Raw genomic sequence first — 26,302 nt, 5'->3', positions numbered from 1 at the left:
CCGCGTCCGTCCTGCTGCCGGGGGCCGAGCGTCTGCCGTTCACCGCCTCGCCCCGGCCCGGCGGCCGCGCGTCAGCGCGCGGGTCGCGCCAGCGCGAAGGGCACCGTGAGCAGACCCGCGGAGGTGCGCACGTGGTAACGGGTCCGGGCCACCTTCTCGACCGTGCCGGTGACGCCGTGGTACCGGCCGGGCGACGTGACGACGACGGTCGTGCCCGCCACGAGGTCCGGCCGGGTCGTGGGTGCCGGTCGCCGGGTGCGCGTACGGGCGGTGCGACGCCGCCGTGAGGCCGTCGGTGCGGCGGGGGTGGCCGGCAGCGGTGCGGTCGGGACGCCGTGGTGCGTCCAGGCGATGAGCGCGGCGAGGTCGAACGTCGGGGAGCAGCGGCGGCACGAGCTCGGGCCGCGCGGGGTGCGGAACCGCCGGATCTCGTGCCCCGCCGGGCAGACGCCGCGCCACGGCGACTCGGGCTGCACGGTCCCCTCGTCGGTGTGACGGCTGCCCGAGCCGCCGATGGCGAGCGCGGTCGCCCGCCAGGTCGCGTCGTGGCCGTGGTGGGTGCCGACGAGCGCGTGCGCGATCTCGTGCAGGATCGTGTCGCGGACGCGGTCGGCGTCGTTGAGACGCGTGAGCTCGGTGCTGAGCCCGATCCACCGCCGCGACGAGCTCGCGACGCCGGCCCGGGTGCGGGCGCGGTCGAAGCCGACGGTCCAGCCGGCCTGCGTCAGGCCGTGCTGGTCCATGAGGCGGTGCGCGAGGGCGAGCGCGTCGGGCAGGTCCACGGGTCTCCGTCCGGGTGCGGGGGCGTTCGATTGTCCGTCGTCCACGGCTGTCGTCGGGCCCGCGACACCGCTCCGGGCTTAAAGGATTCAAACCCCTTGTGGTCTCGGAAACCGCTCTCCTAGTGTCGAGAAACCGGTTTCTGACCGTCGGACGGACCGGTGCGCGCCACGACCCAACGCCGGGCCGGGCGCCCGCCGCACCGACCGCCGGCAGGCCGTCACCCCACCGGGACGTGGTCAGAACGCACCACGGACGTGCTCCGCACTCGATGACGAAGGTGAGCCACACATGAGACGACCAGTCGCGACGCGACTCTGCGCGGCAGGGGCCGCGATGGCCCTGGCGACCGCGATCGGCGTGACCGTCCTGACGACCACCGGCGCCCAGGCGGCGACCGGGACCGCGAACGGGTTCGCCGCAGGGACGACCGGCGGCGCCGGCGGGACGACCGTCAAGGCCACGACCGGCACCGCGATCCACACCGCGCTGTGCACCCGCGCCAGCACCAGCACCCCGATCACGATCCAGGTCGAGGGCACCATCAACCACGGCAACACCGCCAAGGTCTCGGGCAACAGCTGCAACACCGCAGACGGCGTGATCGAGCTCAAGGGCATCAGCAACGTCACGATCGTCGGGGTCGGCAACGGCGCCACCTTCGACCAGGTGGGCATCCACATCCGTGACTCCAGCAACATCATCATCCAGAACGTCACGGTCAAGAACGTCAAGAAGTCGGGCTCGCCCACCTCCAACGGCGGCGACGCCATCGGCATGGAGAGCACCGTCCGCAAGGTCTGGGTCGACCACGTCACGCTCGAGGCGTCCGGCGGCGAGTCGGAGGGCTACGACGGCCTGTTCGACATGAAGAACGACGTCGAGAACGTCACGCTGTCCTACTCGATCCTGCGCAACTCCGGCCGCGGCGGCCTCATCGGCTCGAGCGAGACCGACACCGGCAGCGGCTACATCACGTTCCACCACAACCTGTACTCGAACATCGACTCCCGCACGCCGCTGCTGCGCGGCGGTGTCGCACACATCTACAACAACCACTACGTCAAGCTCAACGAGTCGGGCATCAACTCGCGGGCCGGCGCCAAGGCCAAGGTGGAGAACAACTACTTCGAGGACTCCAAGGACGTCCTCGGCACGTTCTACACGGACGCCGCGGGCACCTGGCAGACGTCGGGGAACATCCTCGACAACGTCACGTGGTCGTCGAAGAGCAGCGACCACAACCCCGCCGGCCCGAGCATGGCGTCGACCGGCTCCGTGAGCGTGCCGTACTCGTACTCGCTCGACGGTGCGAGCTGCGTCCCCGACGTCGTCCGCCAGACGGCCGGCGCCAACACCGGCCTGAAGACGTCCAACGGCACCTGCACGCCGACGACGCCCACGCCGGACCCGACGACGCCGAACCCGACGCCCACCACGCCGAACCCGACGCCGACCACCCCGACGCCGACGCCCACGTCGACGGCGCCCTCCGGCACCAACCTCAGCCTGACCGCCAGCGGTGCGGACGGGTCGAGCAAGGCCAGCGGCACCTCGTACGGCAACGTCAAGGACGGGTCGCTCAGCACCTACTGGTCGCCGAGCGGGTCCACCGGCCAGATCTCCGTGAAGTGGGGCTCCGCGACGACGATCTCCTCGGTGAACGTCCGCCAGGCCTCGGGTGGCGGCACCATCAGCGCGTGGCGGGTCCTGAACGCCGACACGGGCGCGGTCCTGAAGTCCGGGAGCGGTGCACCGGGTGTCGTGACGTTCTCCTCGACGTCGCTCAAGAAGGTCACCCTCGACATCACGAGCGCGTCGGGCACGCCGCGCATCGCGGAGCTCGAGACGTACAAGTGACCGACAGGTGACGGGCGCACCCGCTGACGACGTCGGCGGATCCCACCCCGCACGCTGACGACGCCCCCGGTCAGGACCTCCTGGCCGGGGGCGTCGGCGTGCCCGCAGCCGTGCCCGCCCCCGGTGCGCGCCGCCTCGTCGGGCACCGCGCGTGCCCCGCCCGACGTCCCAACGGGCACCGCCTGCGCGAGAGCCGTCGCTACGGTGGCCATGCCGCCGCCCGGCGCCGCCGCCCAGCACCACGCCGGTCCCGCGGGCCGGTGGCGCGACGCAGGGGGTGAACGGGTGGGGTCCGAGCGTCGAGACCGGCCCGCACCGCGACGTCGCGAGAGCGCGACGCCGACCGACCGACCCCGCGTGCCCGGCCACCGGCTCCTCGACCTGCAGCGGTCGGCGGGCAACCGCGCCGTCGCGGACGCGATCACCGAACCGGTCACCGGCCCCCGGCCCGGGACGGGCGTCGCACGCGCGGCGCCCGGGCGCCCCGGACCCACGGTGAGCCGGCAGGTCCCGGCACCCGCGCCGACGATGCTGTCGACCACACCGGCCGTGACGTTCCACCCCACGTTCGAGGTGATCCCCGGCGCGCTCGGCGAGGGGGTCGCACGCACCCAGGACAAGGTGTTCCGCGGCGACACGCTCGTCTTCCGGGCCGACCTGTCGAACATGCCCTCCGCGTCGGCGTCCATGGGCGGGACCGTCGTGGGCGACACACCCGCCCAGTGCACGGTCGACCGGGACGTCGCCACGTTCCGCGTCGTCGTCGGCAGCATGGGGGTTCCCGCCGGTCTCGGCGAGCCCGCGGCGCTCGTCGCCGCCGTCCCGCAGGTGACCCTCGGTCCACCGCTCGCCGCCGCCGGCCAGGCGTTCTCCCAGCCGTTCCGGTTCCGTGTCGTCGCCGACCTCGCCTGGCTGTCCGACCGGTGCGACCTGGCCGGGCTCCAGCTCAACTCCGCGTTCCTCGGCCTCAAGGGGATCGCCAGCCAGGCGTACCTCAACTACAAGGCCGCGTACGAGAACCACAAGACCGCCGTCGACGAGCACGGCAAGCGCCAGCAGCTCCAGAACGACATCCTGCTCGGCATCCTGCTCGCCGGCATCGGCGGATCGATCGGCGGCGCCGTGGCCGAGCGGGTCAAGACCCCGGCGACCGCCTATCTGGCCGCGGCGAGCGCGACCGGCAGCGACGGCAAGCTCGGCGGCGCCGCCATCGCGACCTCCCTCGGCGACATCTCCAAGTACATCGTCCGGCTCGGCGGGGTCCGCGCACCCGCGTCGTCCGGCGGCGGGCACCAGGGCTCCGACACCCCCAGCCCGACCGCGAGCCCCGGGACCTCGAAGGGAGCGGGCATGTCACCGGAACGCTGGGACGCGATCAAGAGCATGGAGCTCGGCGCGGCCGCGAAGGCGGGCGTCGACCTGTGCATCGAGCTCAAGAGCAAGATGAGCAGCGCGTGGGCCGAGGGCCGGACCGACCTGGCCGACGCCGACCCCGTCCAGATGGTGCAGCAGAACGTCGCGGACATGACGGCCGCCGTCCAGCTCAGCGACACCCACGCCTACGCCGTCGAGCTGTGGCGCACCTGGATCCACACCTACGGCATCACCGCGATCCCCAACATGCTCGGCGGCAAGACGCGGACCGACGAGCTCCGCGGGACCTTCGCGTTCACCGACAGCAAGCTGTACGACGACATCCACGCGCAGGTCGGCGACGCGCTCGACGCCGACATCGCCCGCCTGCGCTCCGAGCTCGCGCCCGACCCGCTCACCGAGATGCCGGGCTCATGACGACGCCCACCGCCCACGGCGGCACCGGGACCACGCCGGGCGCGGCGGCGCTCGCGGGCGCCGACCTCGCCGGCCGGACGTTCGTCGGCATGAGCCTGGTCGGCGCCGACCTGCGCGGTGCCGACCTGCGCGGGACACGCTTCGAGAGGTGCGACCTGCGTCTCGCCGACCTGCGCGGCGCCCGGCTCGAGGGTGCGTCGTTCTCGCTGGTCGCGGCCGCGTGCGCGGTCCTGGCAGACGTCGACGCCCGCGGCGTCGCCCTGACGCACGTCGAGCTGCCCGAGGCGGACCTCAGCGGTGCGGACCTCGCCGAGGCGCGGATACGGCAGAGCGGCCTGGAACGCGCCGACCTCACGGGCGCCGACCTGTCGTTCGCGCACCTGGTCGCCACGGACTGCTCCGGCGCGGTGCTCCGGTCCGCACGCCTGGGCCGGGCGTCCACGCTCGGCACCCGCTTCTCCGGCGCGGACCTCACCGGCGCGCGGGAGTTCTGGCGGTGCCGGGAGGTCGTCGCGGAGCTGCTCACGCGGGAGGCGGGCGACGACCTCGCGCTCGTCATGGCGTGCGCGACCGTCGTCGCCGACCGTGCGCGCTGCTACACCGAGTGGGCGTCGTACCTCGACGAGCACCCGGCCGCGGCCGCGCTCGCGCACGACGTCTTCGACCGGTACCCGGCCTCCGGCTGCCGGGAGGCGCTGGCCGCGGCGCGACGAGGGACGCCGCACACCTAGGCACGTGCGAGCATCGCTGCTGTCCGGTCCGGCACGGCGAGGAGATGCGGCGTGGACGCCGTCGAACGACCCACGGTGGTGTGCCTCAGCGGCTCGCTGCGCTTCCAGCACCTGTTCGACTCGGAGCGGCGACGACTCACCTCCCAGGGCGTGATCGTGCTCGGCCCCGAGGCGGTGAGCGAGGAGCTGACGCCCGCCGTGCGCGAGGCGCTGGCCGAGCTGCACCTGCGGCGGATCGACCTGGCGGACGAGGTCCGCGTGGTCAGCGAGGGCGGCTACGTCGGAGCATCGACACGCCGCGAGATCGCGTACGCGCGGCAGAGGGACAAGGTCATCAGCTCGGTGGAGCCGACCCTCGACCTGTGACCACGGCGCCGCCCACCGGCCCGAGTTGCCGCACGCGGACCGCGAGCCGGCCCGGTCAGCGTGCGGCGAGCGCGGTGAGGATCGTCCGGGCACACTCGTCCGGCGACGCCACGGACGTGTCGACCTCGAGGTCGTACCTCACGCCGCGGTGGACGGTCTCGGCCTGCGCGACCGCCGCGGTGTCAGGGGACGTCGCGGCGGGCAGGCAGGATGGGCGCATGAGCGCGACCGTCCAGGCCCGTGGGGTGGCCGCAGCCTTCGGTGACCGTGAGCTGTTCTCCGGGCTCGACCTCGTCGTCGCCCCCGGGGACGTCGTCGGGCTGGTCGGGCCCAACGGTGCCGGGAAGACGACCTTGCTGCGGATCCTCGCCGGGCAGCGCGCCCCGGAGTCCGGCGCGGTGTCCCTGTCGCCGGCGTCCGCGCAGGTCGGGTACCTCGTGCAGGAGGTCGAGCGGCACCCCGACGAGACGGTCCGCTCGTTCCTGGAGCGGCGCACCGGCGTCCTGGCCGCGCAGGCGGAGATGGACGACGCGTCGCACGCGCTCGCGGCCGACGAGCCCGACGCCGCCGACCGGTTCACCGAGGCGCTGGAGCGGTGGATGTCGCTCGGCGGTGCCGACCTCGACGCCCGCCTCGGCGTCGTCGCCGACGACCTGGGCCTCGCGGTCGACCTCGACCTGCCGATGACGGCCCTGTCGGGCGGGCAGGCCGCACGGGTCGGGCTCGCCGCGCTGCTGCTGTCCCGGTTCGACCTGTACCTGCTCGACGAGCCGACGAACGACCTCGACGCCGACGGGCTCGACCGGCTGGAGGAGTTCGTCGACCGCGCGCAGGCGCCCGTCGTCGTCGTGAGCCACGACCGCGAGTTCCTCGCGCGGACCGTCACGACTGTCGTCGAGATCGACCGCAGCCTGCAGCGGGTCGCGACGTACGGCGGCTCGTACGACGCCTACCTGGAGGAGCGGTCGACGGCCCGGCGGCAGGCGCGCGAGGCGTTCGAGGACTACGCCTCCCGCCGTGACGCGCTCGCGCTGCGAGCCCGCACGCAGCGCGCCTGGATGGAGAAGGGCGTGCGCAACGCCCGCCGCAAGGCCACCGACAACGACAAGAACGTCAAGCACCACCGCGGCGAGACGTCCGAGAAGCAGGCCGCGAAGGCCCGGCAGACCGACCGGATGATCGAGCGCCTGGACGTCGTCGAGGAGCCGCGCAAGGAGTGGCAGCTGCGCATGTCGATCGCGACGGCACCCCGCTCGGGCGCCGTCGTCGCGGTCGCCCGGGCGGCCGTCGTGCGGCGCGGCGACTTCGTGCTCGGGCCGGTCGACCTGCAGCTCGACTGGCAGGACCGCGTCGCGGTGACCGGCCCGAACGGGTCGGGCAAGTCGACGCTGCTCGCGCTGCTGCTCGGCCGCGTGGCCGCCGGCGAGGGCGGCGCGTCCCTCGGGTCGGGCGTGCTCGTCGGCGAGGTCGACCAGGCGCGGGCCGCGTTCGAGGGCGACGTCCCCGTCGGCGACGCGTTCGCCCGGGAGGTCCCCGAGTGGACGACCGCCGACGTCCGCACCCTCCTCGCCAAGTTCGGGCTCGCCGGGCACCAGGTCGGGCGGCCCGCGTCGTCGCTGTCGCCCGGCGAGCGCACCCGGGCGGCCCTCGCGCTGCTGCAGGCCCGCGGGGTCAACCTGCTCGTCCTCGACGAGCCCACGAACCACCTCGACCTGCCCGCGATCGAGCAGCTCGAGCAGGCCATGGAGTCGTTCGACGGGACGATCCTGCTGGTCACGCACGACCGCCGGATGCTCGACACGGTCCGGCTGACGCGCCGGTGGCACGTCGAAGACGGCCGCGTGAGCGAGGTCGCGCCCGACTGAGCCGCCCGACCGAGCCGCCCGCTCGGCGGTGCACTAGACCCGGAAGCGACCCACGAGCGCGTCGAGGTGCTGCGAGTTGCGTGCGAGCTCGTCGGCGGACGAGCGGATCTGCTCGATGCTGCCCACGGTCTGCTGCGCGTTGTTCGCGATCGAGCGGACGTTGTCGGCGATCACCGTCGCGCCGACCGCGGCCTCGGCGACGTTCGCCGCCATCGACGTCGTGGTCGAGCTCTGCTCCTCGACCGCCCCGGCGATGCTCGTCTGGTGGTCGTTGACCTGGCCGATCACCTGCGTCGTCGTGGAGATCGCCGTCACGGCGACATCGACGTCCGCCTGGATCTGGGTGATCCGGGCCGTGATCTCCTCGGTCGCCTGCGCGGTCTGCTGCGCGAGCTCCTTGACCTCGCCGGCGACGACCGCGAAGCCCTTGCCGGACTCCCCGGCACGCGCGGCCTCGATGGTCGCGTTGAGCGCGAGCAGGTTGGTCTGCTGGGCGATGGTGTTGATGAGCGCGACGACGCCACCGATCGCGGCGGACGACTCCCCGAGCCGGCCGACGGTCGTCGTCGCCTCGTCGGTGCTCGTGACGGCCGTGCGACCCGCACCGCTCGCCTCGGACGCGCTGCGGGCGATCTCGTGGATCGACGCGCCCATCTGCTCGCTCGCGGCGGCGACGGTCTGCACGTTCGCGGAGACCTGCTCGGCGGCGGCCGCCGCGGTCGTGGCCTGCGCGGCGGCGTCGGTCGACTGGCGCGTCATCTCGGCGCTGACGACCGAGAGCTCCTGCGCGGCGGCGGACGACGTCGACGCGGTCTCGCCGATCTGGCGGACCAGGGTGGCGATGTTCCCGACGAACCGGTTGAACACCGTGGCGAGCTCGCCGACCTCGTCCGTGCGGGTGTCGTCGACGCGCTGGGTCAGGTCGCCGTCGCCGTCCGCGATCTCCCGCAGCCGCGACGTCAGGGCGTTGATGGGGCGCGTGATGCTCCGCGTGAGGAACGTCGCGATGAGCAGGACGACGATCGCGGCGAGCATCGTCCCGCCCAGGACGACGGCCGTGGTCGCCTTGGCGGCGAGGTCGGCGTCGGCCGCGCGCTCGACGAGCAGCGCCGACTCGTCGGCCCGCACGTCGTCGAGCAGGGCGCGGATCTGGTCCATGACGACCTTGCCCTGGTCCGACAGCACGATGGCCTGCGCGGCCTCGAAGCCGTCGGTGCCACGCACGTCGATCGTCTCCTGCATCTCGGCGAACTTGGCCGCGATCAGAGGCTCGAGCTCGTCGAGACGCGCCTGCTGGTCGGCGTTGTCGCCGGTCAGCTGCCGCGCCGTGTCGACGTGGTCCGTGACGGCCACCTTCGCGGCCGTGTACGGCGCGAGGTACGTGTCGACGCCGGTGATGAGGTAGCCGCGCTGGCCCGTCTCCGCGTCCTTCAGCGAGGACAGGATCGCGTCGGTCTCGTTCAGCACCTCGTTGGTGTGCTGGACCCAGCCGTTGTTCCGGACGAGCGCCTGCGTGTTGACGAAGGACACGACGCCGATCGCGGCCATCAGGACGAGGGCGACGGCGTAGCCGGCGACGAGGCGTCGGCCGATCGGCCAGGTCATGCGTCGGCGGCCCACGGTGCGACGGTCGGCGGCGGACTCGGTGGTGCTCACGGTGCTGCTCCCTGCTCAGGTCCCTCTGCAGTTCTCTCTACGGTCACCTGATCGGATGACGGCGTGAGGTCCTGAGCGGTCGGGGGGGCGCCTCCCGCGCGACCGCGGGGCACGACGAAGGGGCCCGGACCGCGCTGGTCCGGGCCCCTCGGGCGTGCGGTGGTCGTTACTGCTGCTGCGAGCGGGCGACGAGCCGCTGGCCGAGCTGGCCCGCCGACTGGTTGTCGAGCAGGGTCGTCTGCGCCTCGACGATGCGCAGCAGCGCCGGGTCGTGACGCTGCACCTCGGACGACTGGAGCAGGACCGTGCCGGCGCCCGTGAAGTCGTACTGGCGCTCCTCGCCGGACTCGCGGCCGAAGATCGACTGGATGCCCGCGACCAGCGAGTGCGCCATCCAGTTGTAGTCGTAGTGCACGGACGGCGACGGGCAGTCGGCCCAGCCGAGCAGCGCCTCGGGGTCGGCGCGGAACGGCGGCTCGACGAAGATCACCGGGCCGTTCGACGACGCGAGGAACTTGCCCGTCCCGATGAGGGTGACGAAGCCGGGGACGATCGACTGCTTGAGCTCCAGGCCCGTCTCGAAGGCCAGCAGGTTCGTCTGCTTGATCGTGAGGTTGCCGTCGGCCAGGTCGTACGAGTTGATGTCGTTCCCGCGGTCCCCGATCACGAGCTTGCCGCGGCCGCTCGCGACGACCCACTCCTGCGCGTACAGCGGCGAGGAGAACCGGGCGGCGACCCACGCGGCGCGCGACGCGTACGCGGACACGGCGGAGAAGTCGATCGAGCCGTAGTACGCGATCATCGCGCCCTTCGACGTGAACCACTCGCCGTTGAGGTCGATCGAGAACGCGTACGGGTTGACGTTGTCGTCCGCGGGCAGGCTCCGGGCGTCGTAGACGGTCGTGTCGATGCCGCTGATCATCAGAACTTCTCCTCCGAGGCCTGGACGTAGACCGTGCCGTGGCCGGACACGTGGAGCTGGAACGCCTCGCCGGACCCGCGGCCGACGAGGTCGCGCAGGCCGACGCTGGCCTTGAGGTCGACGTTGAGGGCACCGACGTGGCCGACGTACGCCTGCGGGTCGACGCCGACGGTGTCACCGGTGAGCTGCAGGGGGAACGTGCCGCCGTGCGACAGGAGCGCGACCGAGCCGTGCCCGGACAGGCGCGTCGTGAACAGGCCCTGGCCCGTCATCGCGCCACGGACCGCGGAGCGCACCCCGCCCTGCCCGATGAACTCGACGCTCGTCTGCAGGTGGGCGTCGTGCGCGAGGATCCGGTCGGCCTCGACGGTGAGCGAGTCGCCCGTGAGGTCGAGGACCGTGACGTGCAGGCCCCGGAACCCGTAGAGCACCGAGCCGTTGCCCTCGGTCGCCATCATCGGGTTGGACTCGCCCGACATCGCGGCGCCGACCATCCCGCCGACTCCGTGCCCCTGGCCGCTGATCGGCCGGAACGCGACCTGGCCGCTGTAGCCGAGCATCGCGCCACGGCGGGCGAGGACGGCCTGCTGGGGCGTCACGGCGATGCGGACGACCTTGCTGTTGATCTTCTCGAACGGCATGCGCGGTGGCCCCTCAGCGCTCGGCGGGCTGGATGTAGACGGTGCCCTGGCCCTCGAAGCGCAGCGAGAAGGGCTCCCCGCCGCTCTCGCCGACCACGGAGCGCCACGTGACGCCCGAGACGAGGCTCATCTGGGTCTGGCCGGTGCCCGCGACGTACACGTCGGGGTCGACGACCAGCGGCTCGCCGGGCGTGACCGCCAGGGCGATGAGCGGGCCCTCGGACATGATCGCGCACTGCCCGGTGCCCGTGACCGTGGTCGTCGCGAGGCCCTGGCCGCTCGTCATGCCGCGCAGACCCGCGAACTGCACGTCGAGCTGCAGGCCGTCGGTGACCGCGAGGATGTGGTCGGACTCGACGGTCAGCCGGTCGTTCGTCAGGTGCACGACGGTGACGTCCATGGCGTCCTGCGCCAGGTAGACGCGGCCCGCGCCGCTGGCCGTCATGAGGGAGATGGACTCGCCCGCGACCTTCTGCTTGAGCGCGGCGCGGAACCCGCCACCGCCGCCCATGCCGGCCGACTTGAACTCGACCTTCCCGGTGTAGGCGACCATCGAGCCGGACGCGGCCCGGACGGAGTCGCCTTCGAGGTCGGCGTGCAGGACGCGCTTGTCGGCGGTGAGGACGGCCACGGTTCCCCTGTCGTGCTCTGGCCCGTGCGGGCGTGTCGGACGCCGGTCCGTGGGGACGGGAGGCGTCGGTTCGCGGGGAGCCTATCCGGACGGACGGGACGACGCGGCCGGGTCCGCCCTCCGTCCTGGACATTCGCCCGGATGCGTGGCGGAGCGACGGCCATCCCTCCGACCCCGAGCGGTGCTAGCGTGATATCAACGAAGGAGGTGCGCGATGCCCGACATCCTCGTCCGCGGCCTGTCCGACGCGGCGGTCGCCCACTTCGACGACGAGGCGCGGAGCCTCGGGGTGTCGAGGGCCGAGGTGCTCCGCCGGCACCTCGAGTCCGAGGTGCCCAGTGCCGTCCGGCCCACCCGGATGACGCCCGACGACTGGGACCGCTTCGCCGCCGGGTTCGCCGACCTCGCCGACCCGGACGTCATGGGGGCCGCGTGGCGGTGACGGGCTGGCTCGTCGACAAGTCCGCCCTGGTCTGTCTGCCGTTCGCCGTCGAGCGGGACGAGTGGCAGGCGCGGCTGGAGCGGGGTCTCCTGCGGATCGCCGGCGTGACCCGCCTCGAGGTCGGGTTCTCGGCGATCTCGGCGCGGGTGGCCCTGGAGGCGTCGTCGACGCCTCCGATCTCGCTCATGCCCGTCGAGCACCTCACCCCGGGGATCGAGGACCGTGCGCTCGAGGTGCAGGTGCTGCTCGCCGAGCGCGGGGAGCACCGTGCGGCGTCGATCCCGGACCTCCTCGTCGCCGCGACGGCGGAGCGGCTGGGCCTCACGGTGCTCGCGGTCGACAAGGACTTCGACCTGATCGCCGAGGTCACGGGGCAGCGCGTCGAGACGCTCCTGTTCGACTGAGGGCGTTCGACCGAGGGCCGGCGCGAGGTCCGGCGCCGTCGGGTCGTGCGACGACGCCGGACCCGGCGGGGTTCAGCAGCGCGTGATCGCGCTCGTCGGGGTGACGTTGCGGATCGTCAGGTTGCTGGTGCACGGGCTCTCACGGACCGTCGCGCCGTTCGAGAGCGTGAGGTTCTGCAGCGTGATGTCGCGGTTCCCGGCGAACTCGGTCCGCGCCGCGAGCCGCACCTGACCGCCCGAGACGGTGCCGCTCTGGTTGGCGAGCGACACGTTGTAGCAGTTCTCGATGAGGATCGGGTTGTTGCCGGTGCCCGAGATCTCGACGCGGTCGATCGCGAGCCCGCCGCTCTCCGAGACGCAGAAGACGCCTCGGCCGCCGCCGGACGCCTTGACGGTGCCGACCTTGATGTTCGTCGGGTAGGAGCCGGTGTCGCGCCCCGCCCGGTTGGCGATGCGGAACGCGGCGTACCCGGTGCCCGTGCCCGCGCCCTGCGCGTCGACCGTCCCGACGGTCGCCCAGTTGGTGTCGTTGAGGAGCAGCGCCGAGTAGCCCGTGTTGCGGCCGGTGACGGTGCCGATCGTCAGGCCGTCGACGCCGTACGTCTCGACGCCCTCGGCTCCCGTGCCCTGCGCGTAGACGCTGTCGATGCGGACGTTGCGGGTGCGCTGCGAACGGTCGCCGTGGTTGTCGATGCGCACGCCGAGCCCCGAGCCGTTGAACCGCAGGTCGATCTGCCCGAGCGTCACGTTGACGCCGTTGCGGATGAAGATCCCGTACAGCGGGGTGCCGGTGACCTTGAGGCGCGTGATCTCGACGTCGGTCACGCCGCGGCCGTAGAAGACGGCCTGGTCCCCGGACCCGGAGCCGGTGACGTCGATCGTGCCGCAGACCTCGACAGTCGTGTACGAGCGCAGGCTGATCCGGCTGTTCGCGCTCATCGACCCCGAGCCGCGCACGACGACCCGCTCCTTGCTGGTCCTCCCCGACGTGAGGCTGTCGATGCCGGTCTGGATGGCGGTGCGCATGTCGGTGCCGCTGTAGGTGGTCGTCGAGCCGCGCCGGGCGGTCCACGTCGAGCCGCTCTGCACGACCTCGGCCTGGTAGGTGCCGCCGCACTCCCCGCTACCGCTGCCGCCGCCGCTGCCGATCTTCACGAGCTCGAACTGCTGGTTGTACTGGTTGCCGTCCTGGGTCTGCGTCGCCCAGGCACCGTCGGCCGTCGAGCGGTCGTGGATGCCGAGCGCCTTGCCGCTGTGCCGGTTGAGGAGCCGGATGCGGCCCCCCTCCGAGTCCGCGAGCTTGAAGTGCTGGTTCACGCCGTTGAGGTCGCTGTACTGCCGGAACTCGCCGCCGTCCGCGGTGCTCCAGCCCCACAGGTCGAGGACCTTGCCGGAGTGGCGGTTCTGCAGGCGGTACCAGCCGGAGCCCGCGTCGAGGAACCTCCACTGCTGGATCGCGAGGTCGTTGCGGGTCCACTGCTGGACGTTCGCGCCGTCGGCCGTCGACCAGTTCGCGACCTCGAGCGCCTTGCCGCTCTGCCGGTTGACCAGCACGTAGTACGCACTGGTGTCGACCGACGCGGCGGTGGCCGCGGGTGCGGCGACGACGCCGACGCCGGTGAGGGCCGCGGCGGCCGCGGTCGCGAGGGCGAGGGTGCGGCGGCCGCGAGCCCGGCGAGGACCGCGGGGTCCGCGTGGGCTGCCGGGACCGGCGGGACCGCTCGGGCCGCTCGGGCCGCCGGTGCCCGGTCGTCGGAGGCGTGCGAGCAGGGGGTGCGTGTCGGTGCGGTGCACGGCGTCGGGCCCTTCCCGTCGAGGTCTCCGGGCCGGTCCGACCCAGGGCTCCCTACCGCCCCGTGCGCGGAACGTCGTCGGGAAGGCGTTTACCGAGAGCCACTCGACCGTAGGTCGGGACGCCGGACGGGCACTACCGGCTTGAATCGTTTCGTTGTGCTCCGCCCCCAGGGTTACCGCTCGGCCGCTTCGGGCCCGCCCTCCTCGATGACCGCCCGGAGCTCGTCCGCGCTCGGCAGCGCCTCGCGCGCGTCGCGCGGCAGCCCGGCGTAGTCGGCAACCGCGACCGGCGCGGACGAGGACGCGAGCGAGTACCGCACCGTCGCCCCGTTCTTCCCGGTGCACAGCAGGATGCCGATCGTCGGGGCGTGGATCCCCGGGCGCCGGAGCTGCCCGTCGACGATCGCGACGTACGTGCCGAGCTGCCCGACGTGGGCCGGCTCGAAGCGCCCCACCTTGAGTTCCACGACGACATACCGCAGCTGCTCGACGTGGAAGAGGAGCAGGTCGACGACGAACTCGTCGACCGCGCCGTCGTCGTCCCGGACCGCGAGCCTGACCTGGCGCCCGACGAACGCCATGCCGCGCCCGAGCTCGAGAAGCGTGTCCTGCAGGCGGTCCATCAGCGCCCGCTCGACGTCACGCTCGGCCATGCGCGCCGTCAGGCCCAGGTGCTCGAACACGTACGGGTCCTTGACGAGCTGCTGGGCCAGCTCGGAGTCGGGGGCGTCGAGGGCGGCCGCGAAGTTGGTCGGGGCTGCGCCGAGCCGAGACCGAAGGTCGGCCTTGATGTGGTGCTCCAGCACGTTGCGGGTCCAGCCGTTCTCGACGGCCTGCGCGGCGTACCAGTCCCTCTCCTCGCGCGTGGCCAGGCGTTCGAGGAGTACCACGACATGCCCCCACGGCAGTTGGCCAACACCGTGTTGGCCAAAGTCCGAGAGCGTGGGCCAGACCTCGGCCACGCGACGCATGTTCTTCAAGTTGGAGGCGGACCATCCGCGCTGTTCGGGGAACTCCCTGCGGAGGTCCGCGGCGAGGCGCGGGATGACGGCGCCTCCCCAGCCCGCCACCCGCTGGCGGTCCAGGACGTCCCGCCCGATGGACCAGTACAGCCGCAGCACCTCGGTGTTCGCCGCGCGGGCGGCACGGACCTGCGTCGCGCGGACTCGGGCTTTGAGGTCGGCGAGCAGGTCGCCGTACCCCTCGGGCTCGTGGCGTTCAGGGGGCCGGGGCATGCACGTCAGGGTCCCCGTCGTCGCGACGCGCCGTTCGCGTCATCCACAGCCCGCGGGTGACGTCGCGTACGGGCGCACCGCCCGGTCAGGCGCGGGTGACGAGCACCCTGCCCTCGGCGACCTGCACGGCCCACGTGGCGAGGTCGACCGACGCGTCCTTCGGCGTCTTGCCGCCCGTGTCGAGGCACGCGCCCGTGCGCAGGTCCCAGACCTGCTTGTGCATGGGGGACGTCACGGTGGGGGCGTCGCCGACCGACCCGACGATCCCGCGTGCGAGCACGTTCGCACCGCAGAAGGGGTCGCGGTTCTGCACGGCGAGCACGGTGTCGTCGGCGAGTCGGAACAGGGCGACCTGGACGCCGTCGACGAGGGCGGCGGCACCGCGCTCGGGGACGAGGGCGTCGAGGGCGCAGACGTCGGTGCGCAGGTCGGTCGTGGTCACCGGGTCACCTCCGTGAGGGGCAGCAGGCGGGCGACGCGCGGGTCGTGGTGGCCGATCTCACCGGGCTCGGCGGGACGGACCTGGCCGCGCAGCGGCGTGTAGAGCAGGTCGGGGTCGTGCTCGGCGGGCGCGTTGACGAACGCGGTGAACCGGTCGAGCTTGTCGGGGTCCTCCAGTGCCGCGGCCCACTCGTCGCGGTAGTCGTCGACGTGCAGGGCGATCTCGGCCTCGAGGTCGGCGGCGATGCCCTCGCTGTCGTCGACCAGGACGGACCGCAGCGCCTCGATGCCGCCGGGGTAGTCGGCGACGAACGGGGCGGTGCGCTGAAGGCGGTCGCCGCGGCGGACGTACAGGGCGAGGAACCGGTCGATGACGGCGACGAGCGCGTCGTCGGACAGGTCCTCGGCGAGCAGGTCCGCGTGCCGGGGGTTCGCGCCGCCGTTGCCGCCGACGTACACGTTCCAGCCGGACGCGGTGGCGATGACGCCGACGTCCTTGCCGCGTGCCTCGGCGCACTCGCGGGCGCACCCGGAGACGCCGACCTTGAACTTGTGGGGCGTGCGCAGCCCGCGGTACCGGTTCTCCAGCAGGATGCCCATGCCGACGGAGTCGCGGACGCCGAACCGGCACCACGCGGACCCGACGCAGGACTTCACGGCCCGCAGCGACTTGCCGTACGCCTGCCCGGACTCGAAGCCGGCGTCGATCAGCCGCTGCCAGATCGCGGGGAGCTGGTCGATGCGGGCGCCGAACATGCCGATCCGCTGCGCGCCGGTGATGCGGGTGTAGAGGCCGAACTCCGCGGCGACCGAGCCGATCGCGACGAGCTTCTCCGGGGTGATCTCCCCGCCGGGGACCCGCGGGATGACGGAGTACGTGCCGTCCTTCTGCAGGTTCGCCATGACGTGGTCGTTGGTGTCCTGCAGGCCGGCGTGGTCGCGCTCCAGGACGTGCCCGGCGCGCAGCGACGACAGGATCGACGCGACGACGGGCTTGCAGACCGCGCAGCCGCGGCCGGTGCCGTGCGCGGCGACGATCTCGGTGAACGTGCGGGCCTCGCCCTCGCGGACCAGGGCGTAGAGCTCGGCGCGGGGCATCGCGAAGTGCTCGCACATGGCCCGCGAGACCGCGATGCCGCTGGCCTCGAGCTGCGCGTTGACGAGCTTCGTGACGACGGGGACGCACGAGCCGCAGACCGTGCCCGCCTTGGTGCAGGCCTTGACCTCGCCGACGGTCGTGCAGCCGTGCTCGGTGACGGCCTCGCGGACGGTCCCGGCGGTGACGTTGGTGCAGGAGCAGACGACGACGTCGTCGGGCAGGTCCGCGCCCGTGTCGGGCACGCCGCCCTCGGGTGCGAGGAACGCCGACGGGTCGGCGCCGAGCGGGCGGCCGAGCATCGGGCGCAGCTGCGGGTAGAGGGCCGCGTCGCCGACGAACACGCCGCCGAGCAGCGTGCGCGCGTCGTCGGAGACGACGAGCTTGCGGTACGTGCGGGCGACGGGGTCGGTGAAGGTGACCTCGAGCGCGCCCGGCGTCAGGCCGAACACGTCGCCGAAGCTCGCCGCCTCGACGCCGACGCCCTTGAGCTTCGTGCCCTCGGGGGCGGGCGTGTAGAGCTTGGGGCCGCCGAGCAGCCGGTCGACGACGACGTCGGCCATCGCGTTGCCGGGTGCGACGAGGCCGGTGCACTCGTTCTCGAACGACGCGCACTCGCCGATCGCCCACACGGCCGGGTCGGACGTGCGGCACGTCGCGCCGACGACGACGCCGCCGCGCTCGCCGATCGCCAGGCCCGACTCGCGGGCGAGGCGGTCGCGGGGGCGGACGCCGGTCGAGAAGACGACGACGTCGGCCGGGATCTCGCTGTCGTCCGACAGGCGCATGGTCGCGACGGCGCCGTCGTCGGCCGCCGCCAGGCCCGTGCACCCGGTCGACGTGCGGACGTCCATGCCGAGGTCGTCGACGAGGACCCGCAGGGCCTCGCCGCCGCCCGCGTCGAGCTGGACGTTCATCAGGTGGTCGGCGAACTCGACGACCGTCGCGCTCGCGCCGAGGTGCTGCAGGGCCGCGGCCGCCTCCAGGCCGAGGACGCCGCCGCCGACGACCGCGCCGCGCAGCGGGCGTCCGAGGACGGCCGAGCGCTCGGCGACCCAGGTGCGCAGCGCGTCGAGGTCGGCGAGCGTCCGGTACCGGAAGACGCCGGGCAGGTCCGTGCCCTCGGTGCGGGGCGTCCAGGCCCACGAGCCGGTCGCGAGGACGAGCTGGTCGTACGGGTGGACCGCGCCGGAGCGGGTCGTGACGGTCTGGGCGTCGCGGTCGAGCCGGGCGACGGCGTCACCCGTGACGAGCAGGGTCCGCGGGTCCTCCCACACGTCGGGGTCGAGCGCCAGGTCCGCGGGCGTGCGGTCGGCGGTGACGAGCTCGGACAGGTGGACGCGGTCGTACGGGGCCCAGGGCTCGTCGCCGACGACGGTCACGTGCCAGCCGTCCTGCGGCGCCCGGTCGAGGAGCCCGGCCACGAGGCGGTGGGCGACCATGCCGGCGCCGACGACGACGACGCGGCCCAGGGTGGGCGGGGGTGCGGTGCGCATCGGGACCTTCCGGTGGTGCGGGGACGTGCGGTGCTGCGACCAGCATCCGAGGCGGACATGGCCTCTGATCAGGCCCTTGGGCCCACGGAACCTCACACCGGCGCGGGCGCCTCTGAGAGAACGGGCCGTGCGTCCCGGTCGCCGCGCGCGGTCCGACGGCACGATGGGGACGTGATCACGCTCTACCTGCACGGACGTGTCCGGACGAGCCGCGCCGACCTCGAGGCGTTCCTGGTGCGCGCCCGCCCGACCTACGAGGCGCCGGGCGGCATCCGGACCCGGCTGCAGTGGGCGCTCGACGACCCGGCGGTGTTCGTCGAGATCATGGAGTACGCCGACCGCGACACCTACGACACCGACCAGGTCCGCGTCGAGCAGGACCCCGCGATGCGCGCGCTGCTCGCCGAGTGGCGCACGCACCTGGACGGCCCGCCGCGCGTCGTGGCGTACCAGGAGTCGGGGCTCGTCGAGGGCTGAGATGGGCCATCTCGGGGCCGGTTCGGCGCAGCGGTCTCCGGACGGACGGGACATTCGTCCCGCGCCGTGCCGATGTCGCCCTGCCAGAGTCTGTTGAAAGGATTCAAGACCGAGAGGGACGGCGATGACCAGCACCGGCACACGATCGCGGGCCAGCCAGGCGCTCCGCGAGGAGATCCTCTACTACTGCCGCGAGTCGGTCCGCGCCGGCCTCAACTTCAACACCCAGGGCAACATCAGCGTCCGCGTGCACGGCGACGACGGCTTCGAGGGCATCGTCATCACCCCGTCCGACGTCCGCTACGACGCCATGCACCCCGAGGACATGCTCGTCGTCGACCTCGACGGCACCGTGGTCGAGGGCGACCTGCTGCCGTCCACCGAGCTGCCCGTGCACCTCGCGCACTACCGCCGCCGCCCGGACGCCCAGGCGATCGTGCACACCGAGTCGACGTTCGTGAACGTCCTCGGCGCCCTCGGCCAGACGATCGACCCCGTCCTGCTCAACATGGTGCTCTACGCCAAGGGACCGGTCCCGGTCATGCCGTTCGAGTTCTCGACGTGCGCCGCGTTCGGGCAGCGCAGCGCCGAGCTCATGGGCGACGACGTCAACGCCGTCGTCTGGGCGAACCACGGCCTGCTCGCCGTCGGCGTCTCGCTCAAGCTCGCGTTCAAGGTCGCCGTCGCCGTCGAGGAGAACGCCGAGGTGCTCTACCACGCACGCCGGGCCGGCACCCCGAACCTGCTCGCCTACGACCAGATCGACGTCCCCGAGGGCGCCCGCCTGCCCTGACCGGCTCAGCCCAGGTGCGAGCGGTCCGACTCCGCCGCCTCCGCCGTCCGCCAGAAGCCGCGCAGCAGCGCCTCCTCGAGGTTCGACGGGTCGGTGTCGCGCGGGCCGCGCGGCGGGTCGTCGGCCGCGATCGCCTGCACCTCGGTGTGGATCCGCTCCATGGAGGTGTCGAGCGACGACGCGACGTCCGCGGCGAGCTTGAGCGAGTCCGTCAGGTGCGCCGGGACGTGCCCGTCGTACTTGTAGAAGATCTTGTGCTCCAGGCTGGCCCAGAAGTCCATGGCGATGGTCCGGAGCTGGACCTCGACGACGACCTCCTCCACCCGGTCCGTGAGGTAGACGGGCACCTGGACGATGAGGTGCAGCGACTTGTACCCGTTGGGCTTGGGGTGCGCGATGTAGTCGCGCTCCTCCAGCACGGTCAGGTCGGCCTGCCGCACGAGCGTGTCCCGCACGCGGTAGATGTCGGACACGAAGCTGCAGGTCACGCGTACGCCGGCGACGTCGAACATCTGGGTCCGGATGCCCTCGGGCGTCAGCGGGATGCCCTTGCGGCGGCACTTCGCGACGATCGACTCGAACGACTTGAGGCGCGACCCCACGTGCTCGACGGGGTTGTCGTCCTGCATGTGGCGGAAGTCCTCGCGCAGGATCGCGAGCTTGGTCATGATCTCGTCGATCCCGAACTTGTACGTGAGGACGAGGCGTCGCAGCTCGGTCATGAGCGCGCGCACCTCGGCGGGGTCCGGCAGGGAGAGGTCCGGACCCGGCAGGCCGGGCGCGGACGGGGTCGGCTCGGTCACCGCTCCACGGTACGTCGGACGGGTCGGCCCCCTGCCGGGCCCGAGGTCCGGGGTCGTCGGCCCACCCCCGTCCTGGTGCCCGGTCGGGGGCTGCGTGCGGGCACCATGACGGGGTCGCGGGGCGGGGACGAACATCGAGATCGCGCCGCCGCGCTCCGACGGGGCACGATGGCCGCATGAGCAGCGCGACCCTCGACCGACTGACGTCCGACCTCACGACCGCCATGAAGGCCCGCGACACGTTCCGCACCGGAACGATCCGGCAGGTCGTCGCCGCGGTCCGTGCCGAGGCGAAGGCCGGGCCCGTCGAGAAGGACCTCACGGACGACGACGTGCTGCGGGTCCTCGCGCGCGAGGTGAAGAAGCGTCGCGAGTCCGCGCAGATCTACGCCGACGCGGGCGCGGACGAGCGGGCCGCGAACGAGACCGCCGAGGCCGACGTCATCGAGGCGTACCTGCCGACGCAGCTGTCCGACGACGAGCTCGCGGCGCTGGTCCGGGACGTCGTCGCGGAGACGGGGGCGACGACCCTGCGCGACATGGGCGGCGTCATGAAGGAGGCCACGGCACGGGCCGGGCTGAGCGCGGACGGCAAGAAGCTCTCCGCGCTGGTCCGGGCGGCGCTCGCGGGCTGACCGGTCGGCCTCGCACCCGCCGGCGGACGACCGGGGCCCGGACGCGCCGGTGCCCGCCGCCGCGTGCGTGACGCGGGCCCGGCGGGCACCTGGCGGAGCGGTGGACCTCAGTCCTCGCGGTGCTCCGGCGCGGTGTTGACGCCGCGCTGCATGGGCGTGGACCGCCCGGCGACGTGCAGGGTGCGGTCCTCGGACAGGAACGGGTTCGGGTCCGTGAACGCGTGCGTGAGGTTCCGCGCGGGCGTGCCGTGGGGCGCCGCGTTGTCGTGGTCGGTCATGTCGTCCTCCCTCGGGACTTCCGGAGCTGGTCGCACGTCCAGTCGACCTTTCGCCGCGCGGCAACTTACCGGGACCATCGGCCGCGGCGGGCGCCGTCTGAGCAGAAGGAGAGACTTCTCACGACCTGGATACCGGGCGAAAAAGGGGTAAAAGGGGTCACAGCGCGTGCCTGCGGCCGTACGCTCGGCGCGTCGTGCGACGCGGCCACGACGCCGGGGGAGCAGGGCCCTCGCGCGTGGACCGTGCGGGCACGGCGGGGGGCACCACGTGACGACGAGCCTGGAGATCCCACCGGCGGGCGTGCCGTCGGGCACGGCCGACGTGCCCGTGCTCGACCTCGACGTCCTCGTCGTCCCGGACGGCACCGGGTACCGCACCCGCGTCTCGCTGCGGACCCCGCGGGGAGAGCAGACCGCCAACCGCGCCTTCGTCCCGCCGCTGACTCCCGAGGTCCTCGCGGCGTTCGCGGACGAGCTCGACGCGGCGCGGCAGCAGACCCGGCCGGGACCGCGCCCGGCGCTCGCCGCCCGGACCGAGGCGCTCGGCCGTGCGCTGTTCGATGCGCTGTTCGCGACCGACGCACGTGACCTGCTCGTCACCGCCCGCAACCTCGCCGCCGAGCGCGGCGGTGCCCTGCGGGTCCGGCTGCAGCTCGACCAGGCCCCCGAGGTCGCGGCGCTGCCGTGGGAGCTGCTGCTGCACGGCTCGAACTTCCTCGTGCACACGGCCGGCGTGTACGTCGTCCGGTACGCCGACGCCACCGAGCCCGTGGGCCCCGCACCGCTCGGGGACCGGCTGCGGATCCTCGTCGTCGCTGCGTCGCCCACGGACCGCACCCCGCTCGACGTCGACCGGGAGTACGCCGCGCTGCAGGACGCGGTCGCGCCGCTCGGTGACGCGGTCCACCTGCACCGGCTGGAGCAGCCGACGCTCGACGGCCTGCAGGCGGCGCTGAAGAAGGAGCAGTGGCACGTCCTGCACTTCGTCGGGCACGGCGGCGCCGGCGCGCAGGGCGGGGTCGTCACCCTGGAGTGGGCGGACCGTACCGCGCACGTCGTCGACGCCGACACGTTCGCCAACCACCTGGTCGCCGCGCCGTGGCTGCGCGTCGCGGTGCTCAACGGCTGCAGCACCGGCGAGGTCACGACGCAGGAGCCGCAGTCCGGCACCGCGCACGCGCTCGTCCGCGCCGGCGTGCCCGTGGCCGTCGCGATGCAGTACCCGGTGACGGACCACGCCGCGCACCGGGTCGCCGCCGCGCTGTACGAGTCGCTCGCCGCCGGTTCCTCCGTCGAGCAGGCCGTGTCCGCCGCCCGGCACGTGCTGATCGCGGGCCCCGAGTGGGTGACGCCCGTCCTCTACACCCGCACGTCACCGCAGGTGTTCGCCACACCACCCCCACCTCCGGTGCCGGTCGTGCCGCCGCGGGACCGGGTGCCCGAGGGGGTCGTCCCGCCGCCCGACCTGCTGCAGCCCCGCTGGTGGGCCGTCCGGGAGGTCGCGGCGTGGACGGACGGACCGTCGTCGCTGCTGCTGCTCACGGGCGTGACCGGCGCGGGCACGTCGGTCCTGGCGGGCTGGCTGGCCGGTGCGGGGACCGGGTTCGCGGGTCCCGACGCGCCCGCCGAGGCCGCGCTGCTGGAGGACGTCCGGAGCCGGTGGTCGGCCGTGCACGTCGTGCGGGAGAGCGGCTCGGGCGCGTCGGTCGACCCGCGTGCCGTCGTGAGCTCGCTCGCCGAGCAGCTCGCCGTCACCGTGCCGGGCTGGCAGCCGCCGCGCGCCGACGCCGCCGGGCCGTACGGTCTCGCTCACCTGCCCGTCGCCGACCTGTCCGAGGTGCTGCTGGGCCGGCCGTGGCGGGCGGTGCTCGCGGACGCGCCCGGCACGACGGTCCGCGTGCTCGTCGACGGCGTCGACGCCGGGGGCATCGAGCCCGTCCTCACCCTGGCCGGTCTGCCCGGGGTCCGGGTGCTCGTCGCGACGTCCGACCCGGCCGTGGCCGCCGCCGCGCAGCACCACGACGCCGCCCGGCTCGACCTGGGCACGGACGCGCGTCGCGTGCTCGTCGACGCGGATCTCCAGGCGTACCTGCGGCGACGGCTCGCGCCCGCCGGACGCGGCGACGACGTCGTCGACGCCCTGGTCGAGCGGGTCGACGGGAGCTTCCTGCTCGCACGCAACGCCGCCGAGCAGCTCCTCGCCCACCCGGACCTCGCGCTCGACGCCCTCGTGCTGCCCGCCCAGGCGGAGGCGTCGTCGGGGGTGGCGCTGCGGACGATCCTCGAGCAGGCGTACGGCGACACCCTGACGGAGCAGTGGGCGACGGCGGTCGAGCCGGTGCTCGGCCACCTGGCCGTCGCGCGCGGGCCGGTGCCGCTCCCCGCGCTCGTCCGGTGGCTCGACTCGACCCTGCCGCGGGTCGCCGCGACCGTCGGCAGCCTCGCCGGTCTGGTCGTCGCCGACGGCGACGGGTGCCGCCTCGCGCACTCGACCCTCGGGGCGACGCTGCGGGCGCCGCAGACCGAGGCGAACAACCTCAACCTGCACCGGGTCGACGCGCCGGCCGCGCACGAGCGCGTCGTCGCGGCGACGGTCGCCCTCACGCCCGAGGACCTCGCGCGGCCCGACGACGTCGGCGCGTCGTACGGCCTCGTGCACGCGCCCGGGCACCTCGCCGAGCTGCCGCCGGACCCGAGGCTGCTCGCGGAGCTCACCGAGCGGGCCCTGCAGCCCGACTGGGTCGCCGCGCTCGTCGCGTCCGTGCACGACCCCCTGCTGGTCGGCCGGCCCTACCGGGACCTCGTCGCGCTGCACCTCGGCGGTGCCGACGGGCGCGACGCCGTCGAGCGGGTCGTGCGGTTCCTCGGGTCGTCCGACGTGCCCCTGCTACGCGGCGCGGTCTTCGACGTCCTCGCCGCGTACGTCGAGAAGGACGCGACCGCGGCGACCACGTTCCTCGTCCGCCTGGCCGTCGGCGACTCGCCCGAGCTGCAGCGCATCGCCCTGCACGCGACCTGCCTGCTGCCCGCCGCCGCGCAGGCCGACGCGTTCATCGGCGTCGTCACCCACCCGGCCGCGACCGACGCGCACGCCGACGCGGCCGCGTTCGCGCTCTACTCGAACGGCACCGCCGACCCGCTGAGGCTCATCGAGGACGTCCTCACGCGGATCGCCGCGGGCGTCCGCCTGGTCCCGCCGACTCCCCGCACACGCCGCATCTTCGACTTCTTCTCGCAGGTCACGGTGACGAACTACGTCAACGACTGCGCGGACGACGAGGTCGTGCGCGTCACCAGCGGCCTGTGGCACGGGATGCTCGTCGACCGGATCGGCGTCACCCGGCCGGTGTGGGGACCGCTCGTGCAGCGGCTCGTCGTGCGCGGGTACGTCGCGACGAAGGTGTCGCGGCGCGTCCTGCGGCTCTTCACCCCGCCCGGCGACCCGGACGGGCCCGTCGAGCTCGGCGGCGGGCTGCCCGAGGCGCCGTCCGCGCGCCGCGCCGTCGCCGCGCTCGACCCCGCGACCGACCTGGGGCCGCTCGTCGACGACCTGCGTGCGCTCCTGCGGTCCGACACGACGATGTTCCGTGTCCTGGCCGCGCTGGTCGTCGCGACGCACGACGTGCAGGACCCCGAGGGGGCGGACGCGCTCGCCGACCGGCTGCTCGTCGACGCCGACGCCCGCACGCGGCGCGCGCTGCTCGTCGCGCACTCCGTCGTCGCCCCCGGCCCCCCCGCCGGATGGCTGCCCCTGCTGCAGCGGCTCACCGCGACCGTCACGGCCGTCGAGCACGACGACCACCCCGCTGCCGGACCGCTCGGGGGCCGGCACCTGGTCTTCGTGCCCCTCGCGCTGGCGTGCGCGAGCACCGGCACCCCGATGGACGTCCTCGACCCGTGGCTGCGCCCCGACGCCGACGAGGGCTGGCGGTACTGCTGCCTGCGCGGCCTCGGGGCCGTCGGGCTGTACCACCCGGACCCCGTCCTGACGACGCTCGAACGCCTCGACCGGGAGGACGTCCTGCCGCTGGCCGACGCCGTCCCCGCGCTGTCCCTCATGGCCGGCCTGCACCCCATGCGGACCCGCACGTGGCTGCTGCGCGCCGGGCGCCGCGACGTCCTCGACGACGTCTTCGGCCGCGCCGACCCGCCCGAGAGCCGCGAGCACCTGGAGCTGCTCGGCATGTACAACGCCGCCGTGCACGCGTGCGTCACGTCGCCGCGGGTGCGCGAGCGCGTCGTCGCCGGGACGTTCGCCGCGTTCCTCGACAGCCGGACGCAGGGCGCATGGTCGCGGAGGTTCAGCGGCGCGGGCGTGCGGCTGCTCCGCGAGGGCGGGTGGCAGATCCGCACCTGGAACGCCTGACCAGCGCACGCGTCGCCGGTCTTCGTCCGGCGCGAAATACGGTGGCAGGCCCTGGGCGACGGACGTAGCGTCGTCAGCACACGGGAAGGAGGTGGTCCGGAACATGAAGCACTCCAGGACGCGTGAGGTGACTGTCCGCTAGTCGCCCGAAGCTCGGGACGGACTGTTCATCCGCCCGTGGCGTCCCGCCGGTCACCGGCGGGGGCGACGAGCGAGTACCGACAGTCACCGCAGCCCGTGGGAGCCGCGACCTCGTCCGCCGCGGCAGGACCTCCTGGTCCGGCCCACGGGCTGTTCCCTGCCCGGAACCCGCACCGCGACGCCAGCCCGGCCCAGGGGCTCGCGCGCTCGGCATGGCAGGGTGGACCCGTGGCCCTCAAGAACCCTGCCCAGATCGCCGAGATGCGCCCCGCCGGACGGTTCGTCGCCGGCGTCCTGTCCTCGCTGCGCGACGTCGCACGGCCCGGCAAGACGCTCAAGGACCTCGACGCGCACGCGCACCGGATGATCGACGCCGCGGGCGCGCACTCCGTGTACCTCGGCTACCACCCGTCGTTCGGCGCGATCCCCTACCCGGGCGTGCTGTGCACGTCGGTCAACGACGCCGCGCTGCACGGCCTGCCGTCGGACCACGTGCTGGAGGACGGGGACGTCCTCAGCATCGACTTCGCCGCGCAGGTCGAGGGCTGGGTGTGCGACTCGGCCCTGACGTTCCAGCTCGGCACGCAGACGCCCGAGGCGCAGCGCCTCATCGCCACGACCGAGCAGGCGCTCGACGCCGGGATCGCCGCCGCGCGCG

The 26,302-nt window shown here is 73.6% G+C and carries 24 protein-coding genes; 12 read left to right on the top strand and 12 right to left on the bottom strand.

The features are described 5' to 3' along the window. Positions 1 to 71: 71 nt before the first annotated feature. Positions 72 to 782 (bottom strand): SprT-like domain-containing protein, encoded by a 711-nt coding sequence (locus CBZ_RS07790; RefSeq protein ID WP_130781007.1) that lies wholly within the window; start codon positions 780 to 782, stop codon positions 72 to 74. A gap of 334 nt (positions 783 to 1,116) precedes the next feature. Here CBZ_RS07790 and CBZ_RS07785 point away from each other — a divergent pair, with 334 nt between their 5' ends. The 4 genes from CBZ_RS07785 (at position 1,117) to CBZ_RS07770 (ending at position 5,528) form a co-directional block, all read left to right on the top strand. Further along, positions 1,117 to 2,640, top strand: a complete 1,524-nt coding sequence (locus CBZ_RS07785) for a pectate lyase family protein (RefSeq protein WP_246013141.1) — start codon at positions 1,117 to 1,119, stop codon at positions 2,638 to 2,640. Positions 2,641 to 2,997: 357 nt separating this feature from the next. Next, the gene (locus CBZ_RS07780) at positions 2,998 to 4,431 is read left to right on the top strand and encodes a hypothetical protein (protein WP_130781005.1); all 1,434 of its coding nucleotides are present in this window, start codon (positions 2,998 to 3,000) and stop codon (positions 4,429 to 4,431) included. Next, the gene (locus CBZ_RS07775; RefSeq protein WP_130781004.1) at positions 4,428 to 5,162 is read left to right on the top strand and encodes a pentapeptide repeat-containing protein; all 735 of its coding nucleotides are present in this window, start codon (positions 4,428 to 4,430) and stop codon (positions 5,160 to 5,162) included. Before CBZ_RS07780 ends, CBZ_RS07775 begins: the two co-directional genes overlap by 4 nt. Positions 5,163 to 5,213: 51 nt before the next feature. Then, positions 5,214 to 5,528 carry a Clp protease/crotonase-like domain-containing protein gene (locus tag CBZ_RS07770; protein WP_130781003.1) on the top strand — a complete coding sequence of 105 codons (315 nt, stop codon included), beginning with the start codon at positions 5,214 to 5,216 and terminating at the stop codon, positions 5,526 to 5,528. Between the two features lie 55 nt (positions 5,529 to 5,583). Here CBZ_RS07770 and CBZ_RS07765 read toward each other — a convergent pair whose 3' ends face one another. Next, positions 5,584 to 5,748: a phosphotransferase-like protein gene (locus CBZ_RS07765; RefSeq protein ID WP_130781002.1), complete on the bottom strand. Its 165-nt coding sequence runs from the start codon at positions 5,746 to 5,748 to the stop codon at positions 5,584 to 5,586. On the opposite strand from CBZ_RS07765, the gene CBZ_RS07760 reads away from it, so the two are divergent. Beyond that, positions 5,747 to 7,393 carry an ABC-F family ATP-binding cassette domain-containing protein gene (locus tag CBZ_RS07760; RefSeq protein ID WP_130781001.1) on the top strand — a complete coding sequence of 549 codons (1,647 nt, stop codon included), beginning with the start codon at positions 5,747 to 5,749 and terminating at the stop codon, positions 7,391 to 7,393. The two genes, CBZ_RS07765 and CBZ_RS07760, sit on opposite strands and share 2 nt — an antisense overlap. A gap of 33 nt (positions 7,394 to 7,426) precedes the next feature. On the opposite strand, the gene CBZ_RS07755 is transcribed toward CBZ_RS07760, so the two are convergent. The 4 genes from CBZ_RS07755 to CBZ_RS07740 form a co-directional block, all read right to left on the bottom strand. Next, entirely contained in the window at positions 7,427 to 9,049 is a 1,623-nt protein-coding gene (locus tag CBZ_RS07755; RefSeq protein ID WP_130781000.1) for a methyl-accepting chemotaxis protein, read from the bottom strand. Positions 9,050 to 9,215: 166 nt separating this feature from the next. Further along, positions 9,216 to 9,971 carry an AIM24 family protein gene (locus tag CBZ_RS07750; RefSeq protein ID WP_130780999.1) on the bottom strand — a complete coding sequence of 252 codons (756 nt, stop codon included), beginning with the start codon at positions 9,969 to 9,971 and terminating at the stop codon, positions 9,216 to 9,218. Beyond that, complete coding sequence (locus CBZ_RS07745; RefSeq protein ID WP_130780998.1) at positions 9,971 to 10,612, bottom strand: AIM24 family protein; 642 nt, start codon at positions 10,610 to 10,612, stop codon at positions 9,971 to 9,973. The genes CBZ_RS07750 and CBZ_RS07745 overlap by 1 nt, the downstream gene beginning before the upstream one ends. Before the next feature lie 13 nt (positions 10,613 to 10,625). Continuing rightward, positions 10,626 to 11,243, bottom strand: coding sequence for an AIM24 family protein (locus tag CBZ_RS07740; RefSeq protein ID WP_130780997.1), 618 nt, complete (start codon positions 11,241 to 11,243; stop codon positions 10,626 to 10,628). A gap of 214 nt (positions 11,244 to 11,457) precedes the next feature. Between CBZ_RS07740 and vapB the strand changes: the two genes are divergently transcribed. Together vapB and CBZ_RS07730 are read left to right on the top strand one after the other, a co-directional pair. Continuing rightward, complete coding sequence (gene vapB / locus CBZ_RS07735; protein WP_130780996.1) at positions 11,458 to 11,685, top strand: type II toxin-antitoxin system VapB family antitoxin; 228 nt, start codon at positions 11,458 to 11,460, stop codon at positions 11,683 to 11,685. After that, positions 11,676 to 12,089, top strand: a complete 414-nt coding sequence (locus tag CBZ_RS07730; RefSeq protein ID WP_130780995.1) for a PIN domain nuclease — start codon at positions 11,676 to 11,678, stop codon at positions 12,087 to 12,089. Before vapB ends, CBZ_RS07730 begins: the two co-directional genes overlap by 10 nt. 72 nt (positions 12,090 to 12,161) lie before the next feature. Here the strand turns inward: CBZ_RS07730 and CBZ_RS07725 are convergent, their stop codons facing one another. The 4 genes from CBZ_RS07725 to nirB all read right to left on the bottom strand — a co-directional run bounded on the left by CBZ_RS07725 (position 12,162) and on the right by nirB (position 18,151). Beyond that, a complete protein-coding gene (locus CBZ_RS07725; protein ID WP_246013139.1) occupies positions 12,162 to 13,883 on the bottom strand; it encodes an RICIN domain-containing protein in 1,722 nt (573 codons plus the stop codon). Positions 13,884 to 14,056: 173 nt separating this feature from the next. Next, positions 14,057 to 15,118, bottom strand: a complete 1,062-nt coding sequence (locus tag CBZ_RS07720; protein WP_130780994.1) for a PDDEXK nuclease domain-containing protein — start codon at positions 15,116 to 15,118, stop codon at positions 14,057 to 14,059. 85 nt (positions 15,119 to 15,203) lie between these two features. Then, a complete protein-coding gene (nirD, locus tag CBZ_RS07715; RefSeq protein ID WP_130780993.1) occupies positions 15,204 to 15,560 on the bottom strand; it encodes a nitrite reductase small subunit NirD in 357 nt (118 codons plus the stop codon). After that, positions 15,557 to 18,151: a nitrite reductase large subunit NirB gene (gene nirB, locus CBZ_RS07710; RefSeq protein WP_130780992.1), complete on the bottom strand. Its 2,595-nt coding sequence runs from the start codon at positions 18,149 to 18,151 to the stop codon at positions 15,557 to 15,559. Before nirB ends, nirD begins: the two co-directional genes overlap by 4 nt. A 171-nt stretch (positions 18,152 to 18,322) precedes the next feature. Here nirB and CBZ_RS07705 point away from each other — a divergent pair, with 171 nt between their 5' ends. Both CBZ_RS07705 and CBZ_RS07700 read left to right on the top strand, forming a co-directional pair. Continuing rightward, complete coding sequence (locus CBZ_RS07705; RefSeq protein WP_130780991.1) at positions 18,323 to 18,628, top strand: hypothetical protein; 306 nt, start codon at positions 18,323 to 18,325, stop codon at positions 18,626 to 18,628. A gap of 124 nt (positions 18,629 to 18,752) precedes the next feature. Further along, a complete protein-coding gene (locus tag CBZ_RS07700; RefSeq protein ID WP_130780990.1) occupies positions 18,753 to 19,421 on the top strand; it encodes a class II aldolase/adducin family protein in 669 nt (222 codons plus the stop codon). 5 nt (positions 19,422 to 19,426) lie between these two features. Here the strand turns inward: CBZ_RS07700 and CBZ_RS07695 are convergent, their stop codons facing one another. Further along, the gene (locus tag CBZ_RS07695) at positions 19,427 to 20,224 is read right to left on the bottom strand and encodes a GTP pyrophosphokinase (RefSeq protein WP_246013137.1); all 798 of its coding nucleotides are present in this window, start codon (positions 20,222 to 20,224) and stop codon (positions 19,427 to 19,429) included. Positions 20,225 to 20,400: 176 nt separating this feature from the next. Here CBZ_RS07695 and CBZ_RS07690 point away from each other — a divergent pair, with 176 nt between their 5' ends. Continuing rightward, positions 20,401 to 20,859 (top strand): GatB/YqeY domain-containing protein, encoded by a 459-nt coding sequence (locus CBZ_RS07690; protein WP_130780989.1) that lies wholly within the window; start codon positions 20,401 to 20,403, stop codon positions 20,857 to 20,859. 107 nt (positions 20,860 to 20,966) lie between these two features. On the opposite strand, the gene CBZ_RS20810 is transcribed toward CBZ_RS07690, so the two are convergent. Then, on the bottom strand, positions 20,967 to 21,137 hold the full coding sequence (locus CBZ_RS20810) for a hypothetical protein (protein WP_165446700.1): 171 nt from the start codon (positions 21,135 to 21,137) through the stop codon (positions 20,967 to 20,969). A 268-nt stretch (positions 21,138 to 21,405) separates the two neighbouring features. Here CBZ_RS20810 and CBZ_RS07685 point away from each other — a divergent pair, with 268 nt between their 5' ends. Both CBZ_RS07685 and CBZ_RS07680 read left to right on the top strand, forming a co-directional pair. Next, positions 21,406 to 25,503, top strand: coding sequence for a CHAT domain-containing protein (locus CBZ_RS07685; RefSeq protein WP_165446699.1), 4,098 nt, complete (start codon positions 21,406 to 21,408; stop codon positions 25,501 to 25,503). Positions 25,504 to 25,872: 369 nt separating this feature from the next. Beyond that, on the top strand, positions 25,873 to 26,302 hold a 430-nt coding region (locus CBZ_RS07680), incomplete at its 3' end, for a M24 family metallopeptidase (protein ID WP_130780987.1).

The organism is Cellulomonas biazotea (assembly GCF_004306155.1).
Taxonomy (GTDB): domain Bacteria; phylum Actinomycetota; class Actinomycetes; order Actinomycetales; family Cellulomonadaceae; genus Cellulomonas; species Cellulomonas biazotea.
Note: the sequence above shows the minus strand (reverse complement) of the source record. Positions and strands in the feature narration are given on the sequence as shown.

What these genes read in the sequence shown, in the direction of transcription:
- CBZ_RS07785 (WP_246013141.1), top strand. Translation starts at nt 1,117, where the DNA reads ATGGCCCTGGCGACCGCGATCGGCGTGACCGTCCTGACGACCACCGGC.
- CBZ_RS07765 (WP_130781002.1), bottom strand. Translation starts at nt 5,748, where the DNA reads ATGCGCCCATCCTGCCTGCCCGCCGCGACGTCCCCTGACACCGCGGCG.
- CBZ_RS07720 (WP_130780994.1), bottom strand. Translation starts at nt 15,118, where the DNA reads ATGCCCCGGCCCCCTGAACGCCACGAGCCCGAGGGGTACGGCGACCTG.
- CBZ_RS07700 (WP_130780990.1), top strand. Translation starts at nt 18,753, where the DNA reads ATGACCAGCACCGGCACACGATCGCGGGCCAGCCAGGCGCTCCGCGAG.
- nirB (WP_130780992.1), bottom strand. Translation starts at nt 18,151, where the DNA reads ATGCGCACCGCACCCCCGCCCACCCTGGGCCGCGTCGTCGTCGTCGGC.
- CBZ_RS07750 (WP_130780999.1), bottom strand. Translation starts at nt 9,971, where the DNA reads ATGATCAGCGGCATCGACACGACCGTCTACGACGCCCGGAGCCTGCCC.
- CBZ_RS07760 (WP_130781001.1), top strand. Translation starts at nt 5,747, where the DNA reads ATGAGCGCGACCGTCCAGGCCCGTGGGGTGGCCGCAGCCTTCGGTGAC.
- vapB (WP_130780996.1), top strand. Translation starts at nt 11,458, where the DNA reads ATGCCCGACATCCTCGTCCGCGGCCTGTCCGACGCGGCGGTCGCCCAC.
- CBZ_RS07775 (WP_130781004.1), top strand. Translation starts at nt 4,428, where the DNA reads ATGACGACGCCCACCGCCCACGGCGGCACCGGGACCACGCCGGGCGCG.
- CBZ_RS20810 (WP_165446700.1), bottom strand. Translation starts at nt 21,137, where the DNA reads ATGACCGACCACGACAACGCGGCGCCCCACGGCACGCCCGCGCGGAAC.
- CBZ_RS07745 (WP_130780998.1), bottom strand. Translation starts at nt 10,612, where the DNA reads ATGCCGTTCGAGAAGATCAACAGCAAGGTCGTCCGCATCGCCGTGACG.
- CBZ_RS07690 (WP_130780989.1), top strand. Translation starts at nt 20,401, where the DNA reads ATGAGCAGCGCGACCCTCGACCGACTGACGTCCGACCTCACGACCGCC.